Annotated in this window: 20 protein-coding genes; 12 read left to right on the top strand and 8 right to left on the bottom strand. The window is 46.7% G+C overall.

The genetic code is table 11. The features are described from left to right. Nucleotides 1-530: 530 nt before the first annotated feature. Nucleotides 531-1,658 (bottom strand): HetZ-related protein 2, encoded by a 1,128-nt coding sequence (locus tag QUA77_RS23635; protein ID WP_333076851.1) that lies wholly within the window; start codon nucleotides 1,656-1,658, stop codon nucleotides 531-533. A gap of 157 nt (nucleotides 1,659-1,815) precedes the next feature. Here QUA77_RS23635 and glyS point away from each other — a divergent pair, with 157 nt between their 5' ends. Both glyS and murD read left to right on the top strand, forming a co-directional pair. Beyond that, nucleotides 1,816-3,963, top strand: coding sequence for a glycine--tRNA ligase subunit beta (glyS, locus tag QUA77_RS23630; protein ID WP_333452865.1), 2,148 nt, complete (start codon nucleotides 1,816-1,818; stop codon nucleotides 3,961-3,963). Nucleotides 3,964-4,514: 551 nt separating this feature from the next. Next, nucleotides 4,515-5,861 carry a UDP-N-acetylmuramoyl-L-alanine--D-glutamate ligase gene (gene murD, locus QUA77_RS23625; protein WP_333452863.1) on the top strand — a complete coding sequence of 449 codons (1,347 nt, stop codon included), beginning with the start codon at nucleotides 4,515-4,517 and terminating at the stop codon, nucleotides 5,859-5,861. A gap of 138 nt (nucleotides 5,862-5,999) precedes the next feature. Here the strand turns inward: murD and QUA77_RS23620 are convergent, their stop codons facing one another. From QUA77_RS23620 to QUA77_RS23600, 5 genes are all read right to left on the bottom strand, one after another. Then, the gene (locus QUA77_RS23620; RefSeq protein WP_333036379.1) at nucleotides 6,000-6,173 is read right to left on the bottom strand and encodes a hypothetical protein; all 174 of its coding nucleotides are present in this window, start codon (nucleotides 6,171-6,173) and stop codon (nucleotides 6,000-6,002) included. Nucleotides 6,174-6,209: 36 nt separating this feature from the next. Next, nucleotides 6,210-6,572 (bottom strand): hypothetical protein, encoded by a 363-nt coding sequence (locus tag QUA77_RS23615; protein ID WP_333452877.1) that lies wholly within the window; start codon nucleotides 6,570-6,572, stop codon nucleotides 6,210-6,212. Further along, nucleotides 6,541-6,723 carry a hypothetical protein gene (locus tag QUA77_RS23610; protein ID WP_333036377.1) on the bottom strand — a complete coding sequence of 61 codons (183 nt, stop codon included), beginning with the start codon at nucleotides 6,721-6,723 and terminating at the stop codon, nucleotides 6,541-6,543. The genes QUA77_RS23615 and QUA77_RS23610 overlap by 32 nt, the downstream gene beginning before the upstream one ends. 84 nt (nucleotides 6,724-6,807) lie before the next feature. Further along, nucleotides 6,808-7,224, bottom strand: coding sequence for an MAPEG family protein (locus QUA77_RS23605; RefSeq protein WP_333036375.1), 417 nt, complete (start codon nucleotides 7,222-7,224; stop codon nucleotides 6,808-6,810). A 42-nt stretch (nucleotides 7,225-7,266) separates the two neighbouring features. After that, the gene (locus QUA77_RS23600; RefSeq protein ID WP_333452860.1) at nucleotides 7,267-7,476 is read right to left on the bottom strand and encodes a hypothetical protein; all 210 of its coding nucleotides are present in this window, start codon (nucleotides 7,474-7,476) and stop codon (nucleotides 7,267-7,269) included. A 223-nt stretch (nucleotides 7,477-7,699) separates the two neighbouring features. Between QUA77_RS23600 and QUA77_RS23595 the strand changes: the two genes are divergently transcribed. Beyond that, on the top strand, nucleotides 7,700-8,479 hold the full coding sequence (locus tag QUA77_RS23595; protein WP_333452858.1) for a methyltransferase domain-containing protein: 780 nt from the start codon (nucleotides 7,700-7,702) through the stop codon (nucleotides 8,477-8,479). 99 nt (nucleotides 8,480-8,578) lie between these two features. Beyond that, complete coding sequence (locus tag QUA77_RS23590) at nucleotides 8,579-8,914, top strand: cupin domain-containing protein (RefSeq protein WP_333452856.1); 336 nt, start codon at nucleotides 8,579-8,581, stop codon at nucleotides 8,912-8,914. Between the two features lie 162 nt (nucleotides 8,915-9,076). Here QUA77_RS23590 and QUA77_RS23585 read toward each other — a convergent pair whose 3' ends face one another. Then, nucleotides 9,077-9,778 (bottom strand): Crp/Fnr family transcriptional regulator, encoded by a 702-nt coding sequence (locus QUA77_RS23585; RefSeq protein WP_333452854.1) that lies wholly within the window; start codon nucleotides 9,776-9,778, stop codon nucleotides 9,077-9,079. Nucleotides 9,779-9,823: 45 nt separating this feature from the next. Between QUA77_RS23585 and QUA77_RS23580 the strand changes: the two genes are divergently transcribed. From QUA77_RS23580 to QUA77_RS23555, 6 genes are all read left to right on the top strand, one after another. Beyond that, on the top strand, nucleotides 9,824-10,342 hold the full coding sequence (locus QUA77_RS23580) for a CdiA C-terminal domain-containing protein (RefSeq protein ID WP_333452852.1): 519 nt from the start codon (nucleotides 9,824-9,826) through the stop codon (nucleotides 10,340-10,342). Then, on the top strand, nucleotides 10,317-11,348 hold the full coding sequence (locus tag QUA77_RS23575; protein WP_333452850.1) for a thiazole synthase: 1,032 nt from the start codon (nucleotides 10,317-10,319) through the stop codon (nucleotides 11,346-11,348). The genes QUA77_RS23580 and QUA77_RS23575 overlap by 26 nt, the downstream gene beginning before the upstream one ends. 69 nt (nucleotides 11,349-11,417) lie before the next feature. Further along, a complete protein-coding gene (gene psb34 / locus QUA77_RS23570; RefSeq protein ID WP_015177107.1) occupies nucleotides 11,418-11,585 on the top strand; it encodes a photosystem II assembly protein Psb34 in 168 nt (55 codons plus the stop codon). 75 nt (nucleotides 11,586-11,660) lie between these two features. Then, nucleotides 11,661-11,822, top strand: a complete 162-nt coding sequence (locus tag QUA77_RS23565) for a hypothetical protein (RefSeq protein ID WP_333059443.1) — start codon at nucleotides 11,661-11,663, stop codon at nucleotides 11,820-11,822. Nucleotides 11,823-12,130: 308 nt separating this feature from the next. Further along, complete coding sequence (locus QUA77_RS23560; protein WP_333452848.1) at nucleotides 12,131-14,404, top strand: hypothetical protein; 2,274 nt, start codon at nucleotides 12,131-12,133, stop codon at nucleotides 14,402-14,404. Between the two features lie 105 nt (nucleotides 14,405-14,509). Next, complete coding sequence (locus tag QUA77_RS23555) at nucleotides 14,510-15,202, top strand: response regulator transcription factor (RefSeq protein ID WP_333267068.1); 693 nt, start codon at nucleotides 14,510-14,512, stop codon at nucleotides 15,200-15,202. A 103-nt stretch (nucleotides 15,203-15,305) separates the two neighbouring features. Here the strand turns inward: QUA77_RS23555 and hemG are convergent, their stop codons facing one another. Next, nucleotides 15,306-16,766 carry a protoporphyrinogen oxidase gene (gene hemG, locus QUA77_RS23550; protein ID WP_333452846.1) on the bottom strand — a complete coding sequence of 487 codons (1,461 nt, stop codon included), beginning with the start codon at nucleotides 16,764-16,766 and terminating at the stop codon, nucleotides 15,306-15,308. Between the two features lie 34 nt (nucleotides 16,767-16,800). On the opposite strand from hemG, the gene QUA77_RS23545 reads away from it, so the two are divergent. Continuing rightward, nucleotides 16,801-16,965 (top strand): hypothetical protein, encoded by a 165-nt coding sequence (locus QUA77_RS23545; RefSeq protein ID WP_333452844.1) that lies wholly within the window; start codon nucleotides 16,801-16,803, stop codon nucleotides 16,963-16,965. 678 nt (nucleotides 16,966-17,643) lie between these two features. Next, nucleotides 17,644-18,492, top strand: coding sequence for a PAS domain S-box protein (locus QUA77_RS23540; protein WP_333452843.1), 849 nt, complete (start codon nucleotides 17,644-17,646; stop codon nucleotides 18,490-18,492). Nucleotides 18,493-18,561 lie beyond the last annotated feature (69 nt).

Here is an 18,561-nt window from a genome sequence, read left to right as displayed (position 1 = left end):
TCCCTGACGGAGGAATTGGCCTAACAACCGGAAGCTTTTATTAAAGAAAAATCCTTAGTCCCAGAATTTTCTCCCTTCTGTATTGCAGCCTCAAACTCTACCAAAAGATTGAGAACTAGATGATGACTAGCGCAGTCTAGACCCACTATCATCGATCGCCCGAGATTGATGCCCGTGGCTGGCAACAATAGAATTATGTCTTTAATGCACAAGTATTAGAGATGCACCACAACCGATGATTTACGGGCAACCGCTGAATTTAGGATTGGTTAAAAAATCCTCAAAAGTCGATCGTGCTGCTAGTATCTTACCTCAGAGAGCTGACTGCGATCGTCTCGGACCGCGATCGTCACGGCAGGGCTACAAAATCCCGATCGATCTAACCTGATTTGATACAAGCGGCATCGCCCGGTTTTCCACAGGGAAACTCGCAGCAGTCTGTGGCTGTTGGGTAATTGATTTGTAGCGCGGATTCTGAAAAATTCTACCGCCAATTAACAATTAGCAATTGCCTGCCACCCATTACCAATCTACTCGTTGCGGAGCGATTGAGCTGCTAAATAGAGTTTGCTCCACTCGCCGATGACTTGATTGGTTTTCAGCTTTAATTCCGATGCGATCGTCTCTACACTTTTCCCTGCTTTCAACGATTCTAGCAACTGCCGCTGCACCGGTGTGAGGTCTTGTAAATATTGCTGCCACTGAGCGGGAGTCAAGCCCAAACTGTGTTCTTGGAGCGAAGTTTCCAGCCAGTTGGCGACTAATTCCGGTGCTTGTTTGACCGCAAAAACCCGAATCGCGTGATAACTAACTTTTTCTCGCAAACGGTAAATTTGCTTGATCGGAACCTTCAACTCCTCGGCAATTGCCTCTTGGGAACGGCCTTGCAGGTAAAGCCGCAGCCACCGGGAAGCCAGCGGATCGACTTCAGCGGCCAAGTAATTCTCAAATTCTTGTTGGACAATCTGCCGCTGAGTTTGCTGCTCTTCCCAAGCTTGATTTTCTCGATACTCGGACATTGCCTGTTCGTCTAGCAGGCTGAGCGGTTCGTCTGTATCGTCGGGTAGAACCTGTTCCGACACCAGCCGCACCCAGTCTCCTGCAGGCACTTGCGTCAACCCGCCCCGCTGGGCACGCCGCAAGTAGTTGACAAAACGGTACACCAGCAGCGGCTGGTTGCGGATCGGCCGCAAGCAGTATTCTTCTGTGCTCGCTAGCAGCAAAGCATTTCGCAGGCGTCTGTCTGAGGTGCATTCGGCAATCCAGGCGACTTGCTGCTGCAGGTAGCGATCGGAATTGAGCATTTCCTGGATCACTTCTTGCAATACCTCCACCGCACTCCGCTGTCTGTCCCGACTCAGCGAAACCCACGCTTGGATTTTTTGTCGGAGCACAACCAAGCCGCCGAGCCGCCCGATCAAGTTGCGGTAAGCTTTTTCTGGCGGTACTCCCAGATACCGAGAAATCAAAATTCGATATAAAAAGTCGATCGCCCCAGAGGCGACAGACAATTGAGTTGGGCTAAGAGTGTCAAATCTTTCGGGCTTGTCTCCCAACAGCCAGCGGACAACACTCTCGCGAGTGCTAGAACTCTCCTGCGGGCAATCTTGTTCGAGTCGAGACTTCCAATCTTGTCCTAGTCTTTCCGCCAAGGTCATGGGCTGTCGAGAATATTGTCTTTCACCCCCGATTTTACGTGGTATCCTGGATTTTTGAGTATTTTTCAGATATACGATCCTCTTCGAGGGCTTCGCCAACGCGCGATCGGATAAATTACCTTAAATTACCCTAAACAAAATTCCATTACGGTGCGATATGCCTAACTTTTTATTAGAACTCGGTACAGAAGAATTGCCCGCATCTTTTGTCGCCAGCAGCGCCCAGCAGTGGCAGCGACTTGTACCTGCAACGCTGGCAGAAGAATCCTTGACAAATGACTCTATTAATGTATACGCTACTCCGAGGCGTTTGGCCGTTCTCGTGAAAGGGCTGCCAGTTCAGCAATTAGATAGGGAAGAAGAGGTAAAAGGGCCACCCGCGAGTTCGGCTTTTAAAGATGGCAAACCGACGAAAGCAGCCGAAGGTTTTGCGAAAAAGCAGGGCGTAGAAATTGATGCTTTGGAAGTTCGCGCTACCGATAAAGGCGATTTTGTGTTTGTGCTCAAAAAGATTCCGGGGCGGATGACAGCGGATATTTTGACAGAACTTGTGCCGCAGTGGATTAATAAGTTAGAAGGCAAAAGATTTATGCGGTGGGCCGACGGAGATTTGAAGTTTCCGCGCCCGATTCGATCGATTGTGGCGCTGTTGGATGATACTGTACTGCCAATTACATTAGTGAGTGGTTCGGATACGGTCAAGAGCGATCGAATTTCCCAAGGACACCGGGTGTTACATCCGCAGCCTGTCTCGATTCCGCAAGCGGAGGATTATGTCGAGTGTCTGCGGGCTGGTTGCGTGGAGGTCGATCGATCCCAGCGCAAAAATCAAATTAAAGCACAAGTAGAAGCCGCAGCAACAAAACAAAGCGGTTACGCCGACATTACGGAAGACTTGTTAGAAGAAGTCACAGACTTAGTAGAATGGCCGAATGCAGTTGTCGGGAAATTTGACGACGAATTTTTGATATTGCCACCGGAAGTAATCACCACAATTATTGTTACAAACCAGCGATATTTTCCGATTCTCAAAAGCCCGGATTTTCCTGAACTGCTGCCCTATTTTATTACAATTTCCAACGGCGACCCGGCTAAAGCGGCGATTATTGCTGCTGGTAACGAGCGAGTAGTGCGGGCGAGATTGGCAGACGGTCAGTTTTTCTACAAAGCAGACTTGGTAAAGCCTCTAGAGGATTATTTGCCCAAGTTGGCAACAGTTACTTTCCAGGAAGATTTGGGGACAGTACGCGCAAAAGTCGATCGCCTGTGCAAAATTGCCAGCCTCATCGCCACTCAACTGCAAATAACAGGCGAACAACAAGCTTATATAGCAAGAGCAGCCTTACTTTGTAAAGCAGATCTCGTAACCCAAATGGTTTACGAACTTCCTGAAATGCAAGGAATCATGGGGCAGAAATACGCCTTAGCAAGTGGCGAATCGGAAGAAGTAGCCACAGCAATTTTTGAACATTATTTGCCCAAAGGTGCGGGCGACAATTTGCCCCAAACTCTGACTGGTCAAGTTGTCGGAATAGCCGACAAATTAGATACTTTAGTCAGCATCTTCGGCTTGGGAATGCTGCCGACTGGTTCATCCGACCCCTTCGCTTTGCGCCGCGCTGCTAATGCAATAACTAACATTATTTGGGCGGCTCAGTTGCCAATCAATTTGCACCAGTTGCTCGCAGAAGTTGTTACCGAATTTACCGCAGCGCGCCCGGAAACACCGGCGGAGTTGCTGGATCAGTTATACGAGTTTTTCTTGCAAAGAATTCGGACATTGTTGCAAGAAGAAAAAAATGTAGATTACGATTTGGTAAATGCTGTTTTGGGAGAAAACGACCTAGAATATACTGAACGAGCATTGAGAGATTTGTTGGACGCACGGGAAAGAGCGCTTTTCTTACAACAAATCCGCAATAACCAGACTTTGGATCTAATTTACGAAACAGTCAACCGTTCAACTCGTTTGGCGGCTCAAGGTGATTTGGATAAAATAGAATTGGAACCGAAAGCGGCGGTGAAACCAGATTTATTTCAAAAGTCGTCTGAACAAGCTTTTTACGATGCAGTCGTGCAGTTAGTGCCGCAAACGCTGCTATCCAAACAAACTCGGAATTACCAGCAGTTAGTAGATAGTTTGACTGAAATTGCTCCGACTGTCAGCAACTTTTTCGACGGGCCAGAAAGCGTTTTGGTGATGGATTCTGACCCAGAAATTAAGCAAAATCGGTTAAATTTACTGGGTTTGCTGCGGAATCATGCGCGGGTGTTGGCTGACTTTGGGGCGATCGTGAAAAGTTAGAATTGACAAGATTTGAGTCCGCCTGGGATTGAAAACCTCCGCTTCAGTCCGCCGGGGGTTGAAACCCCCGTCTCAAAGCGAAAGTCCTCTTAAGAGGACTGAAACCCACACATACTAGACTTTTCAGTCACTTAAAACTCACATCTTGCACCGTCAAGAACAGGCAAGATGCCTGTGAAGCGAGAGATGAATTTCATTGTGGAACAGGCATCTTGCCTGTTGCTGACAATGGTGCCATATCTCAGTTTTAACTGACTTTAGCTGTTAGACAGGGGTTTTCAACCCCTGGCGGGCCTTGGGAGGCAACGGGCGGGCCTGTAGGCAAACCAACTTGAGAAACTTACTTCTTAAAACTCTCGCTCAAAATAACATTAAAGCTTACCAATAAAACGAGTAAATCTATTATAATTTTTGCGATACCGCGCAAGTCTCAGCAGAGTTCGATCGCTCTCTTAAAAAATAAGCAAAATGGCCAATAGTCAACAACCAATTCAAGGTTAAGATATAAACTTATAAAACCAGGGAAGTTCGCTCCATCACACACACAGCTTATGCCGATAGCTCATATCATTGGACTAGGAAAATCAGGAATTGCCGCCGCCAGACTGCTAAAACGCGAAGGATGGGAAGTAACGCTGAGCGATCGCTCATCTTCCCCCAATTTGCTTGAACAGCAACAGGAATTCGCTAACGAAGGAATTCAGGTCGAGTTAGGTAAATCTTTTGAACCAGTCGAATCTATAGAATTAATAGTAGTAAGTCCGGGCGTTCCCTGGGACAGTCCAGCATTAGTGCGCGCCAGAGAGTTAGGGATTGAAACAATCGGAGAAATGGCTCTCGCGTGGCGTTACCTCAAATCTCCTTGGGTGGGGATTACTGGTACTAACGGCAAAACTACCACTACTGCTTTAATTGCTGCTATTTTTGCAGAAGCAGGGCTTTACGCTCCCGCTTGCGGCAATATTGGCTATGCTGCGTGCGAATTAGCTTTAGCCGAAAAACAGCCCGATTGGGTAATCGCAGAAATTAGCAGCTATCAGATAGAATCGTCGCCATTTGTAGCGCCGCGAATCGGAGTTTTGACGACTTTGACGCCGGATCACCTCAGCCGCCACAAAACGTTAGAAAATTACTACAACATTAAAGCCCATTTGCTGAAAAAGTCGGAATTGCAAGTAATTAACGGTGACGATCCTTGTTTGCGGCAGCAAGGAGTTGACGTTTGGCCGGATGCGTGTTGGACGAGTGTCAAAGGTGAAAAAGAACTGTTGGGCGATCGCACTTTTGGAGCGTACATCGAAAACGGTTGGGTAATAGCTCAAAGCCAGAAAATTCTGCCTGCTGATTCTTTGCGGATGGTGGGAGAACACAATTTGCAGAATTTGTTAATGGCGGTGGCGGCGGCTAATTTGGCGGGGATAGATAAAAGTGCGATCGCCCGGGCGATCGCTAAATTCCCCGGAGTTTCGCACCGCCTCGAACACATCTGCACTTGGGAAGGCATAGATTTCATCAACGACAGCAAAGCTACTAATTATGACGCCGCCCAAGTCGGGTTGGCTTCTGTCAGCGCACCGGCGATTTTAATTGCGGGCGGCGACGCCAAAGAAGGGGACGATCGCGCATGGATTGATACAATCAAGGCGAAAGCTGCTGCGGTGCTGCTAATTGGGGATGCAGCGAGTCTTTTTGCCTCGCGGCTCGAACAAGCAAATTACAACGCTTGGGAAATTGTCGAAACAATGGAACGAGCAATCCCGCGATCGGCCGAATTAGGCAAACAGAACAACGCTAAAGTAGTGCTGCTTTCCCCAGCCTGTGCTAGCTTCGATCAATACCAAAACTTCGAGCAACGAGGCGATCATTTCCGCCAATTATGCCTCGAATCCCTAGTTTAGATATGTCATTGTTCGCTGTGTACAAATTAAGATTGTTCTACACAGCGAACAATAAAAAAATTAAATCTGCGTTCATCTGCATCTATCGGCTTACATCTGCGGTTAAAAATTAAAACCTCTGATTTCCACCCATCTACTTTAACTAACAGTCTGCCAAACAGTCTTAATCCTATCCTGTTGTTCCCATTCTAGCTCATAAAAAACTATCATTATTTCCTCATGAGTATAATCAATAATGATGGCCGCCAAATGAGCAGCGGTTTCCGCTTCCAGCATGGCTGTTTTTAACTTAGCCATTGCCTCTTTATCCATTAGCACTAAAGTTTGAATATTGACCTCACTTTCATTTTAATTGTGTCTGCAAATGTCTTTTAATTTGGTCTTAAAATCAGCAATCTGAGCAGCGCTTATTGTATCAGAATGCGGCGAGGAGATTTTAAATTCTTCGCTGCAAAGCTGAGAGAGCAATTTTTCATCAATCTCCAGAATCCGGTCTTCGGAAGCGACATTTTTTTGCAACAAAGTTGCGATTTCCCTTTCCAGTTGGCGATAGCCTTGCTGAAAGAAATCTTGAGAGTTAGAACGAAACAAACCGCTATTGACTTGCTGAATTTGGCTGGGTGTCAGCGATTGAGCCGAGACAGCAGCCGGAAATCCCAAAGATGCTGCTAGCCACCAGCTAAAAATTATCTGTTTGAGAATGCTGTTCATCACTGTCGGGAGGATTTTGTACCTCAGTTGGTTTCTCGTTTTCTGACTCGCTTGCTAATTCATCTTCTCGTTCAAGTTTTTCTTGCCATTCGACAAGCTGCTGAAAAAGTTTCGGGTTAATTTCAAATACGGGTTTGTTGGTTTCTGACATATTTACTCCTAACATTTATTACATTTAACTGGTTCCCAGGCAGAGCCTGGAAACGAGTAGAAAAACAATTATGTCGATCGCAAGCTAGGCTCCAACCTTCAGCAGCGACATAATTATGCCTGTTAAGGAACCCCCAAGCAAAGCTAAAGTAGCTAAGGTACTAATGCCAAATCCTGCCGCTCTTTTTTCAGCAGCTTGATAGTAACCCCAAGCAAACAAAATGCGTCCAACTATCCAAACTGTGCCGATACCAGCGCCCCAAATTGGGCTGATAAATTGCGAGAACAGCCACAGCGAGGGCAAAAATAGAATCATTTGCTCTAAGGTATTTTGCTGAACTCGCACCACTCGCTCAAAGTCTGGGTTTCCTGTCATCTGCGGGGGAGAAACTTTGTATTTGAATCTAGCTCTGCCGACGTTGATGGTAACAACGAAGTAGACAATTAATGCTGAAACAGTAATTAGACTAGGCCAAAGTGTCGCGTTTGCTTCTGCGAGCATGATTCGGTATTATTGGGGTGGAGTAGATATCTTGATTATAAATCAATTATTGCCGATCGCGTCATTCATCGCCATCCCGTCATTCAAAGCAGCGGATTTGATGCAACTGCTGGGTATTAGTGGCGCGGCAATTCCTGGCAATTCCTTTCGGGTTCCGCGACATCCTCGAAAACTTGCTGGCTGGGATTTTGATTCTTTTGCTCGCCCCTGCATACGGATACAAGCCCCCGACTCTTGTCGTGAGTAGCCCAAATTTTAGACTCTTATTCAACCTCCCAGATTCATCTGTGGAGTAAATCTAAAATCTAAAATCTAAAATCTAAAATTTGTAGAGTAAATTTAAAATCTAAAATCTAAAACTGTAAAAATTGAGGAGGCTGACACAGCCTACGATAATTTGAATATGAGCTAGATCATAGAAAGATTTGGGAGAATTTGGCAAACTGAGAGTAAGGTTAAATAGGAGGTCAATTTAATGACCAATACTGCTCTCAATTTTAAGACTGCACCCGGACATGAAGTTCTGGCCGCGGCGGGTAAGAAAATGTTGAGGCCGGGGGGGAAATTTGCTACGGAACAGTTATTTGAATGGGCGGATTTTCAGCCTGGGGAGACTGTTTTGGAGTTGGCTGCTAGTTTTGGATATAGTTCGATCGCCCTTGCTGAACGTTTTGGTGTAAAAGTAGTGGGAGTTGAGAAAAATCCCGAGAGTGTGGCCCGCGCTCGTGCTAATGTTGCAGCAGCCGGTTTGAGCGATCGAGTGGAAATTGTGGAAGGAGATATTTTTCACTTGGATCGGATTTCCCAACAGTTTGATTGGGTTTTGGCTGAAGCTATCCTGACGATGCAGTCGCCGTCGGGGAAAGCTAAAATTGTATCGGGAATTTGCGATCGGCTAAAACCCAATGGTAAGTTTCTCTCTCACGAACTTTTAGCCCGAAACCGAGAATTAGAAATTCACAAAGCTTTATCAGAAGTGATTCGGGTTAATTCAACGCCTTTGTCTGAGTCTGGCTGGATTGCGGTTTGCCAAAACGCGGGTTTGCAGGTAGAAAAGTGTCAAACCGGGGCGATGGGGCTCCTCAACTTGTCGCGAATGCTTGAAGATGAAGGGTTTGTGGGTACTGTGCGGATTTTGTGGAATATTTTAAGCCGATCGCAAATTCGCGATCGTATCTTAGCAATGCGTCGAGTTTTCCAGCATTACCAAGAGGATCTAGGCTACATCGTTATCTCTGCCAAAAAACAATCTTAACCGATTCAATGGATTTTCGATTTTCACTTTTCGATGGAAGAAAGTGAAGCCACTGATAAATTCAAGGCTTGTGACCAAATTAATTAATTGTCAAAAACTATGACTACTACTCTTTTACCGCTACAATCTTCAGCAATCCAACTCCGAGACGCAATTGAATATCCCGCCGCCGGAGTGCTGAACAAAATTTTAGTCAAAGACAAGAATTGTCAGTACAGTTTATTTTGTCTGGCAGCAGGAACAGAAATTTCGGAACACTCTTCGGCACGGAATGCCACAGTTAATGTCATAGAAGGAAAGGGTATTTTGACTCTCGAAGGCAAGGATATTGTTTTGGAAGCGGGGGTGTTTGTCTTCATGCCCGGTAAAGCTCTTCACGCTTTGAAAGCTGAAGGAAATTTGGCGTTTGTTTTGACACTTTCTGAAGTCAATTAATTCCAGAAATATAGCTCTTGGGGCGGCTTAAAAACCATAATTCCTTAAATTCAACCTCATAAACCCGCCCCGATTCATCGATTCTGGGGGCGGTTTTATATAGTTAGTGTCAGTCAAATATTGTTTGTGAAAGCAGCCCTACAAGCATTGGGATGTTAACCTTTAGTCTATTTCATCTCCAGAGGCGACATCCTCCAATTTGTTCCAATCCAATACAATAATTTTACCGCCTCGACTGTAGGAGACAAACGGCTTGAGTTTCTTAAATAACCGCACGCATTCTTCGTAGGTAATTCCAATACTGCGAGCAATTTGATAGTAGGGAAAATGTTTTTCTAAACATACACTATTGTTCGCAATCTTCGTACCTTGATCGAGGGCAAAGTAATGAATAAATCGGGCCAGCCGCACGATCGCCCTTTCCGACACCAAACCGTGCACAGTCTCGTGCAGTTGTTGCAACCGCTGATTAAAAACCGCCAATATTCCCAAAGCAATCTCAGGATTTTCCCGAATTGCTGCTAGCAAAAATTCCCGTTCTGTGGTAAGAACTTCCACATCAGTTTCTGCCGTCACCGTTGCGGGGGCAATGCCGTTGCCTAGCAATGCAGGTGCAGCAAAAATATCTCCCTGAAATAAAGTGCGGAGAATTGTTTCTTTGCCTGCCGCCGCTGTTTTTGCAACCCGAAGAGAACCGCTCAAAAGAGTGTATAATTTTTCGGGGATGCGATCGCCCTCATACATCACAACTTCTCCCTGTCGGTAACTGCAAATTACTGTGTGTTCTTGCAATCGCTCTAATTCAGTTGGGTTTAAGCTGGTAAATATTCCAATTTTAGCCAGTTGCTCAACAGTTGCTTTCATAGATTTAACTCTACCCGATCCGATTCCATTGAGATTATAGTAACGGTGAATTCAGAATATATCGAGACAAGCAGAGTCATCTACGAAAATGCAGAACCCGAATATCGGCGATATTATTTTGATGAGATAGCTGGTGGATTTGTGCTAATTCACCAACAACACAATCTTAATAATTCGGAAAGTTTTGTCGCTGAAGTTTTGGCTAAAATGGGAAAGAGAGTTACGCTGTTGAGCGAGCAAGCAGCAGAGGGTGTGAGAACGCCAGACGCTGAGATAGACGGTCAGATTTGCGAATTTAAGGAGTTAACAGAATCTACGAGGAACATCAGGTATCGAGTTCAAGAAGGAATAAGCAGGGCAAAAAATCAAGGTGCATCAGTAGTTATTTTTCACATCAACCGAGAAAATTACGATATCTGGAAAATCAACGCTGGCATCAAACAAGGTCTGTTTTGGGATACCCAAAACCAGATTCAACAAATAATTTTTGTTGGCAACAACAAACAAATTCAAATCATTACAAGGGAAGACTGGCAAAATGGAAGACCATTTCAGCGAATTTAAAGAAATCGTAGAGTGCGGGTTGAAAAATAATATGCCGCGAGATGCTAAACTAATTACTGTAGGCCAAATTTTATATGCTGTTACCCGCGATGATCTAACCATAAAAGAAGGTTGGCAGCTTGAAGAGATGATGGGTGGTAGAAAACAGTGGGAAGAGGCACTTGAGTACAGCATTTTTGGCTATCCAGTAGACACAGCAACGCCACCTTTAGACAAACCTCTGGTTATTGCCGGCAAAACTTTTCATTCTCGTTTGATGACGGGTACGGGAAAATATCGCAGCATTGCAGAAATGCAGCAAAGTGTCAACGCTAGCAGGTGCGAAATTGTGACTGTAGCTGTGCGGCGAGTGCAAACAAATGCTCCCGGTCATGAAGGATTGGCAGAGGCTCTTGATTGGACGAAAATTTGGATGCTGCCAAATACTGCCGGTTGTCAAACTGCGGATGAGGCGATTAGAGTAGCTCGTTTGGGCAGGGAAATGGCGAAACTTTTAGGGCAAGAAGACAATAATTTTGTCAAGTTAGAAGTGATTCCCGATGCTAAATATTTGCTGCCAGATCCGATCGGCACTTTGGAAGCTGCAGAACAATTAGTTAAAGAAGGTTTTGCCGTTTTGCCCTACATCAATGCTGATCCCCTGCTGGCAAAACGCCTCGAAGAAGTCGGTTGTGCGACAGTCATGCCTTTAGGTTCGCCCATAGGTTCAGGGCAAGGGATCAACAATGCGGCCAACATTCAAATAATTATTGACACGGTAAATATTCCTGTGGTAGTCGATGCGGGAATCGGAACACCCAGCGAAGCGGCCAGAGCAATGGAAATGGGAGCAGATGCACTGTTGATTAATTCCGCGATCGCCAATGCCCAAAATTCCCCGGCAATGGCAAAAGCAATGGGAATGGCAGCAGAAGCGGGGCGGATGGCGTACTTAGCAGGTAGAATGCCGATCAAAGATTACGCGATCGCCTCTTCTCCCCAAACAGGCACTGTCACCTCCAAATAAATGGCCGAATTTTCCTGGGCGCTTTTTTGGTACAGTTGTAAACATCAAAAATATTAAGGATTGTGACTGATGCCTTACATCAAAGATGACGATGGACGCCTGAACAACTTTGCTAAAGAGCCGAAGGTGTATGAAGCCGTACCTCCCAACAAAAATCAGCAACGGAACTATATCATCATGGGAATTGCAGCAGCCATGTTGGTCGCGGGTTTGGTGTTTGTGGCTGCTTCCGTCTAAAAGCTGGGCTGAGACTCAAAGCTGATTCAAATCGCAATTTTAAATAATCATTGAACAAACCATGTTTTCCCACCAATGGAAACATGGTTTTTGTGTTTCAATACAAAGCAGGTAGTTGCGACAATCCTGAAGCGTGCCGAGCAAGCTGGAAAGCTAAATAATATCAATTCCGGTTACACCGGAATGATTGGGTGTGGGATGTGGGGAGTGGGCAGTGGCGGAATGTGGAATTATTGACCTTGACTCGATCGTGCCCATCCAACCGGAAACGATATAAGACCAGCAGAAATTTGGTTCTTTGCTCTCGGCTGTCAGCTTCAGGGACTTGGGTTGCACTTAATCACACTGGTTCGTCACCCACATAAAATGGCCAATTGAAAATCTACAATCCTTTAGTCATCATCGGTGCGATTGACTGCCTTCGGGGCTTAGTTGTGAGTTATGACCGATCGAGATTTCAACTCTCAACTCTACAATCTAAAATCTACAATCCAAAATCTAAAACCTAAAATCTAAAATCTAAAATCTAAAATCGGCTGACCCTGATGTCTATTCCTTCCCAAAAAGTTTCTAGCTCGAACAAGCTGATCTACCAACGCTTGAAACAGGCGATCGACCTCAATTTACGCCGTCAAATTTTTATCGCCGCCTGTGATGACTTGTGCTTGCGGGACTGTCTGGCAGCCCGCTTGCAGACAGAATTAGCAGCAGAGAACGCAGGCTCCGATCCTCGCTCCCCGATCCACTACCCCCGATTTGTCAGTTTGGAACTTGACTTGAGCGATCCAAATCCTTGGGGTTCGATCGCCGCGTGGCTGACCCAACACCCACCGCCGCAAAACAGGGGCAGCTACAGCCCTTTGCCGGGATTTCAAATTCTTGGGGCAGAACACCTGACCAGGCAGTCAGCAGCCGTGCAGTGGTCGTTCCTGAGCTATTTGAGAGACATCGAAGCAAACCTGCAAATGTGCGAGTCTACTGTGTTGCTGTGGGTGTCGCGGCCCTGGCTGAGTTCGATCGAGCAATCGGCGCCGGAATTTTGGCACTGGCGAACCGGAGTATTTGAGTTTGAAGGCGAACCAACTCCAGCTAAGGGAGACTTCGGGCACTTTGACGACTTCGGGAACTCAGGAGACTTGCGAAACCTGCGGGACAACGGAGACTTTGGCAACAAACTTTTAATATCTTCTTTCTCTGGACAATCCCCAATTCCCGATGAACAATTCCCAATTTCCTATCCCCCGTCCCCAGCGCCTGATTCTAAATCCGTCCCATTGGCAGATGACGAACAATCCCCAATTTCCCATCCCCCGTCCCCAGCGCCTGATTCTAAATCCGTCCAACTGGCAGATTTGGTGCTAGCAGCGGCTTCTGAGGATTTGGAAGCCGAAAATGATGCCGCATCAGAGGAGAATTTTCTGCCGCTGCAAACCCTGCAATACATCGAACTGCTGCAAGAACATCAGTGTTGTTCCGAAGCATTGGCTTTGGCTTATCACGGTTTGGGAAATTACTACCGCGATCGCATTCTGGGCGGAGACATTTCAGAGCAAAACCTGACAATCGCCATTCGCGCGATCGAACAAGTGATTGCATATCTCGACGTTGACAGCAACTCGCAGCAAAATCAACCACTAACTGAGGAATGCGCGCGGCTGATTGCCCAATTGACACAAAATTTAACTCAGTACGCCCAGGAGTCCAACAGCCTACCGCCAATTTCCGATCTGCTTAACGATCTCGGCACTCTCTACTGGATGCTGTCGCGCGATCGCACCAATGCCCTCAACGCCTCAGATCCGGTATCCAGTCTTGAACGCAGCATCGCCCTCTACCTTGAAGGTTTGAACCGAACAGATGCCGAAACCGTACCCCAAACCCGCGTTAGATTAAACAAAAATTTGGGAATCGCCTCGGCCGATTTAGCCCGCTATCGAGACAAGACAGAGAACTTGCAGCACGCAGTTGCAGCTTACCAACAAGCGCTGCTGGATCTAGACCCAGCCGTGGAACCCCAGCAGTACGCTGCTGCTCAGAATAATTTGGCGACAGCATACTGGAATTTAGCCCAAGATGGTGAGCCGATCGTATATCTCAAAAGCGCGATCGCAGCTTACACCCAAGCCCTCTCCTGCTACAGTCCCGAACGAGAACCCCTCAACTATGCCGGAGTGCAAAACAACCTCGGTACCGCCTGCTGGAACCTCGCCCAGCACGAACCCTCAGAACCCCTGCTAGTCAGGGCGATTTCCGCCTACCGCGAAGCATTGAAATACCGCACCAGAGAATTAGTACCCGCAGCAGCAGCCGCCACCTACAATAATCTCGGTACCGCTTATTGGCATTTGGCGAACCAGTTTCAGCAGAAACGATCGCGGACGGAATCATTGCAGCAGGCGATTACCGCCTACGAAGCCGCCCTGGATATCGCCGGAGAGCTCGATCGCACCCAGCTCACTTTTGACGCCTTGGCCGCCCGCAACAATCTCGGACTAGCCCACTATCAACTAGCCATAGAACCAGATTTTGCCGCTAATAAAGCTGCACAGACAAGCCATCTAGAAGCAGCACTACACCACCAGTTGCAAGTGTGTGCCGAATGGGGACAACATCTCAATGACAAAGGGTTAACATATGGGGATAAACTCAACCTGCAAGCCCCGGCAAACTCCCAAGCTGCTGATTCCAGGCAAACAGCATTGAGCTATATTGTCAAAACGATTAGAGCTTTCTATAGTGAATGTGGGCTGCCAGGCCAAAATTTAGCCTTATCCAAAGTTCCTGGAGATTTATTGCCTGAAATTTTGCGTAGGTTATAAATAGGGCTATAACTATTAAAAGCTCAATTTTTTCGAGATTTGTATCCAGTTTTCTATTATTATGGCTGAATATTCTTGCCTAATTCTTCAAGCAAACTTGTGGTCATGGCCCCTGTAAAAATCCTTGTGGTTGATGACGACCCGGCAATCCGAAATTTGATTCACCGTTTTTTGAGCCAGCAAGGTTATCAAGTTGAGTCTGGCGAGGACGGTCAGACTGGTCTGGAATTATTTGAGCAACTCAATCCTGACTTAGTAGTTCTAGATGTAAATTTACCTGATACAACTGGTTACAAACTGTGTCAAGAAATGCAAAGACGCACGGGCGTGTTTGTGTTGATGCTGACTGCCCGAACCGATGAAGCTGACAAAATGAAAGGGTTTGCCGAAGGTGCTGACGACTACATTACTAAACCTTTTAGTCTTGTAGAGATTGGAGCTCGCGTTGCAGCTATTTTGAAGCGCAAACGCATTGTTACTCCCGCCGAACAACAAAGTCTTACTTTTGGAGAGCTACTAATAGATCCGGTTCGCCGCGAGGTAATTCTCGGCAGTCAGATAGTTGCTTTGACTGCTTTAGAATTCGACCTGCTGTACTGTTTGGCCAGCAAACCCGGTCGCGTGTGGAGGCGATCGGAATTGCTGCATGAAGTGTGGGACTACGAGTATGTAGGAGCCGATCGCGTGGTGGATGTCCATATCGGTCAAATTCGCCGCAAAATAGAACCAGATGCCAATCAAATTTCGATGATTCAAACCGTCCGAGGCGTGGGTTACAAATTTGAACCCACAACCTAGTAACATTCGGCAGCGGATATGAAGGCAGAAGGCTGTAGGTGCGGGTTCACCAATATCTCGGATTAATGTACTCGATATTTGTAAACCCGCCCTCCCCACACAATCATTCAGATCGAGTATCTGATTGTTGGTTCTGCAAATACTCGCCCACTTCTCGTGCGCGATCGAAACCCCTTCGCACGCAATCTCCCAAAGCCACTCCGCCAAAGTAGTTGCTGCACAAATACACCCCTGGCAAAGATTTTAAGCCCTCATCGATTTGTTGCAGGCGATCGAAATGACCCAAATTGTACTGAGGAATCGCCCGCTTCCACAGCTTTACCGCTAAAACTTTTGGCTGTGGCACATCTGGTTTCAGCAAAATCCGAGACAAATCTCGGTGCACCTCACGAACGATTTGTTCTGAGTCGAGATTGCCAATTTCCGAATCAGTAGCCCCGCCGATGTAACTGGTGAGAGTTTGCCAACCAGCAGGCGCGCGATCGGCAAATAAACTCGATGTCCAAATCGTCCCCAGAGTGCGAATTCCCTGCCCCCTCGGAATTAAATTTCCAAAACCTACTAATTTACCCTTGACATCCGACTGCGGGTATGCTAAGACAACGCAGGCAACCGTAGGATAAGTAAAAGCTTGTAAAGCGCTGCTAACTTCCGGTTGCAGAGGCTGCAACAAATCGGCTGTAACGTAAGCCGGTGTGGTCAAAACCACGGTGCGGGCTTCAACTTCTTGCTGTCCGTCGGGCGTCGAGAATACAGCAATGTAAGTTTGGCGTTCTGTACGCTGGAGGCGAGTCATGTGCCAGTGGAGTTTCACTCGATCGCCCAATTGAGCAGCGATCGCCTCCGGCAAAGCCTTCAACCCCTGTTTAAACGAACCCAACTCCCCCGGTCTAGTCTTAGGAACATTCGGGTCTGCAGGCAATTTCTTCGGTCTTTTCCTAGCAGAAAGCAGCGCCCCCGCCACCAGCCCGCCACCCACATCAGCCATCTTGGCTACCCGGCCAAAAGCCGCCGCCGCGCTAAGTTGTTGCGGATCGCCGGCATAAACCCCAGAAACAAAAGGTTCCACCAACCGCTGCATCACTTCCGTACCGAGATGACGGCGGAAAAATTGAGAAACAGTTTCCTCGTCACCCTGCTGCGAAAGTCCAGCGCCCATTGCCGGCCCGACAAAGCCCAAAGCCCCGAACAACGCCCGCAGTTTCCCCGGAAAACTCAGCAACTGAGACTGAATCATCGCCGGTGGAGTCATCGGCACCGGTTGCAGCTTTTTTTGCCAATAAACATAACGAGGCAATTTGCGATCGGCAAAAATCAATTCTTGCTTCAATCCCACATCCACAGCCAACTTCATCAATTCTGGCGTCGGCGAAAAACTGTTCGGGCCCTCCTCCCAGAGAAACCCTTCCGCTGTCACAGTGGTGATGTTCCCGCCCACACGTCCTTGACTCTCAGCGACTAAAATCTTCAGCGAGGATGGACTCGTTGCTTCCTTGTGAAGTGCGTGCGCCAAACTCAAACCGCTAATACCCGCACCCACAATTAAGGTATCTAATAGTTCCATATTACATAGAAAAATATCGCAATCTTTATGTTACATGGCTTTGCACGGCTTGCGTTCTTTGCTTGGCGTACTGCCAAACCGCTTTCTGATTACCGAATTGGGAATTGCGAATCGAGAATTGAGAATCGGGAATTGGGAATTGGGAATCGGTAAGCTGTCTGGCATTTCTGAAGCATTTTTCTCGCAGGTTGTGGATTAACCTCTGCCCGCCTCCCCGTCTCTCGGTCTCTCCATCTCGCTTTTGTATCCGCTGGGTCTGGTTTAAAAAAAGAGCATCTGCTGTAATTAAGTTCTATTCCCGAAAATACTATATTCTTTAAAATTTTTGTATTATAGGGAACAGCGCCGAAAATTGCACCGGGAAACGCAGCAGTACAGTGCCCAAAAAGATTTGAGTGGGTTAAACTAACTTTAGGAAAATTTTACAGCTTAAGCAAGTCAGCACCCCGCTCTGAAGAGATGCGGCTTTATGCCCTAATCAAAAGAGAGAGTTGACTTGCGATCGTCTTAACTGATTACGTTATCAAAATTATGGGTGTAAGCTCAAGCTGCTATGCGATCGCGGGTGAAATATTTGAAACGGTAATTGTTCCGTTGAAAATAGATTATAAAAGTACCAAGCGACCCAGTAGCCCTGTGTAGCAATAATCAATATTCAAGGCGGTTAAAACTGCCTGATGCGTGCTGCCTCGATCGGTCTACTCACATCTTGTACCATTCTCGCTGAACAGGCTTTCCGGCCTGTTCCACAAAGAGTTAATTTCTTGTGGGGTGGGCATCCTGTTTGCCCATAAAAGCTTATTGAAAATGGCGCAAGATATGAGTTTAAAGATACGAGGTTTCCGTAATACTAAGCTTTTCTCATGAAAAAATACCCATGCAGGAAGTTATCAACTCGTTTCAGTCTTTTTTCTCTAACTCGGTTGATGCTTTTCTAGAGTGCGATCGACAGCAAAAGTACCTATCGATCAATCCTGTCGCTGCTGCTTGGATGGGATTGGAGCCTACTGAAATAGTCAACCAAACTAATCAGGAATTATTAAAATTATATCCCAATAATGCTGCTGTCAAAAATATAATCTCGCAGATTGATTCTTGCCTGCAACAAGTATTTATAACCGGGAAAAAACGGCTGGCAATTCATGAGGTGACGGCGGCAGACGGCGGGATTAAAATTTACGAAACAGCTTACACGCCAGCGGTGGATGCCTCTAGCAACCAGATGCGGGTTTTCGGCGTTGGTAGAGATATCACCAGGCACTACCGCTGGCAGCAGCAGAAAACTCAACAGTTACGCCGATCGAACCATTTACTGTGGTTGAATGCAGCTAACAGTCCCCTGGCAATGGTAGGCTGGGATGAAGATTTTCGGATCGTTCAGTGGTCGAAACGCGCCGAGGAAATCTTTGGCTGGACATCCGATGAGATGATGGGCAAGCAGTTCGGCGATTTGGCTTTGGTTTGCGAGGAAGATAGAGAGGCTGTAAGCGCGATCGAGCTTGAACTAGCCACTGGCAACGGCAATACTTCAATTAACCGCAATTATACTAAAAGCGGACAGGTAATTTGGTGTCGCTGGTTCAACTCGATTATTCGCAGCGGCGACACTTTTACTGTGCTTTCTTTAGTGGAAGATATCACCGATCGCAAACGGTTGGAAGCAGAAAAAGCCCAAGCTTCTCGCCTCACAGCCATGGTAGCCGATGTGGGTATTGCCCCAGGGTAAACGCATCTAAATTAATTTGACAAAACCCTGGATTTGTGCATGACTCAATCACTAAAAAAACCTTCCTAA

The sequence above is a fragment of the Microcoleus sp. K5-D4 genome (assembly GCF_036704575.1).
Classification (GTDB): Bacteria; Cyanobacteriota; Cyanobacteriia; order Cyanobacteriales; family Microcoleaceae; genus Microcoleus.
This window is presented reverse-complemented; position numbering and strand designations above follow the sequence as displayed.

Coding starts and splice junctions, on each gene's coding strand:
- glyS (WP_333452865.1), top strand. CDS start 1,816: ATGCCTAACTTTTTATTAGAACTCGGTACAGAAGAATTGCCCGCATCT.
- QUA77_RS23615 (WP_333452877.1), bottom strand. CDS start 6,572: ATGAACAGCATTCTCAAACAGATAATTTTTAGCTGGTGGCTAGCAGCA.
- psb34 (WP_015177107.1), top strand. CDS start 11,418: ATGCCTTACATCAAAGATGACGATGGACGCCTGAACAACTTTGCTAAA.
- QUA77_RS23620 (WP_333036379.1), bottom strand. CDS start 6,173: ATGGATAAAGAGGCAATGGCTAAGTTAAAAACAGCCATGCTGGAAGCG.
- QUA77_RS23585 (WP_333452854.1), bottom strand. CDS start 9,778: ATGAAAGCAACTGTTGAGCAACTGGCTAAAATTGGAATATTTACCAGC.
- QUA77_RS23590 (WP_333452856.1), top strand. CDS start 8,579: ATGACTACTACTCTTTTACCGCTACAATCTTCAGCAATCCAACTCCGA.
- hemG (WP_333452846.1), bottom strand. CDS start 16,766: ATGGAACTATTAGATACCTTAATTGTGGGTGCGGGTATTAGCGGTTTG.
- QUA77_RS23575 (WP_333452850.1), top strand. CDS start 10,317: ATGGAAGACCATTTCAGCGAATTTAAAGAAATCGTAGAGTGCGGGTTG.
- QUA77_RS23595 (WP_333452858.1), top strand. CDS start 7,700: ATGACCAATACTGCTCTCAATTTTAAGACTGCACCCGGACATGAAGTT.
- QUA77_RS23545 (WP_333452844.1), top strand. CDS start 16,801: ATGGCTTTGCACGGCTTGCGTTCTTTGCTTGGCGTACTGCCAAACCGC.
- murD (WP_333452863.1), top strand. CDS start 4,515: ATGCCGATAGCTCATATCATTGGACTAGGAAAATCAGGAATTGCCGCC.
- QUA77_RS23635 (WP_333076851.1), bottom strand. CDS start 1,658: ATGACCTTGGCGGAAAGACTAGGACAAGATTGGAAGTCTCGACTCGAA.
- QUA77_RS23605 (WP_333036375.1), bottom strand. CDS start 7,224: ATGCTCGCAGAAGCAAACGCGACACTTTGGCCTAGTCTAATTACTGTT.
- QUA77_RS23610 (WP_333036377.1), bottom strand. CDS start 6,723: ATGTCAGAAACCAACAAACCCGTATTTGAAATTAACCCGAAACTTTTT.
- QUA77_RS23565 (WP_333059443.1), top strand. CDS start 11,661: ATGGAAACATGGTTTTTGTGTTTCAATACAAAGCAGGTAGTTGCGACA.
- QUA77_RS23555 (WP_333267068.1), top strand. CDS start 14,510: ATGGCCCCTGTAAAAATCCTTGTGGTTGATGACGACCCGGCAATCCGA.
- QUA77_RS23540 (WP_333452843.1), top strand. CDS start 17,644: ATGCAGGAAGTTATCAACTCGTTTCAGTCTTTTTTCTCTAACTCGGTT.
- QUA77_RS23560 (WP_333452848.1), top strand. CDS start 12,131: ATGTCTATTCCTTCCCAAAAAGTTTCTAGCTCGAACAAGCTGATCTAC.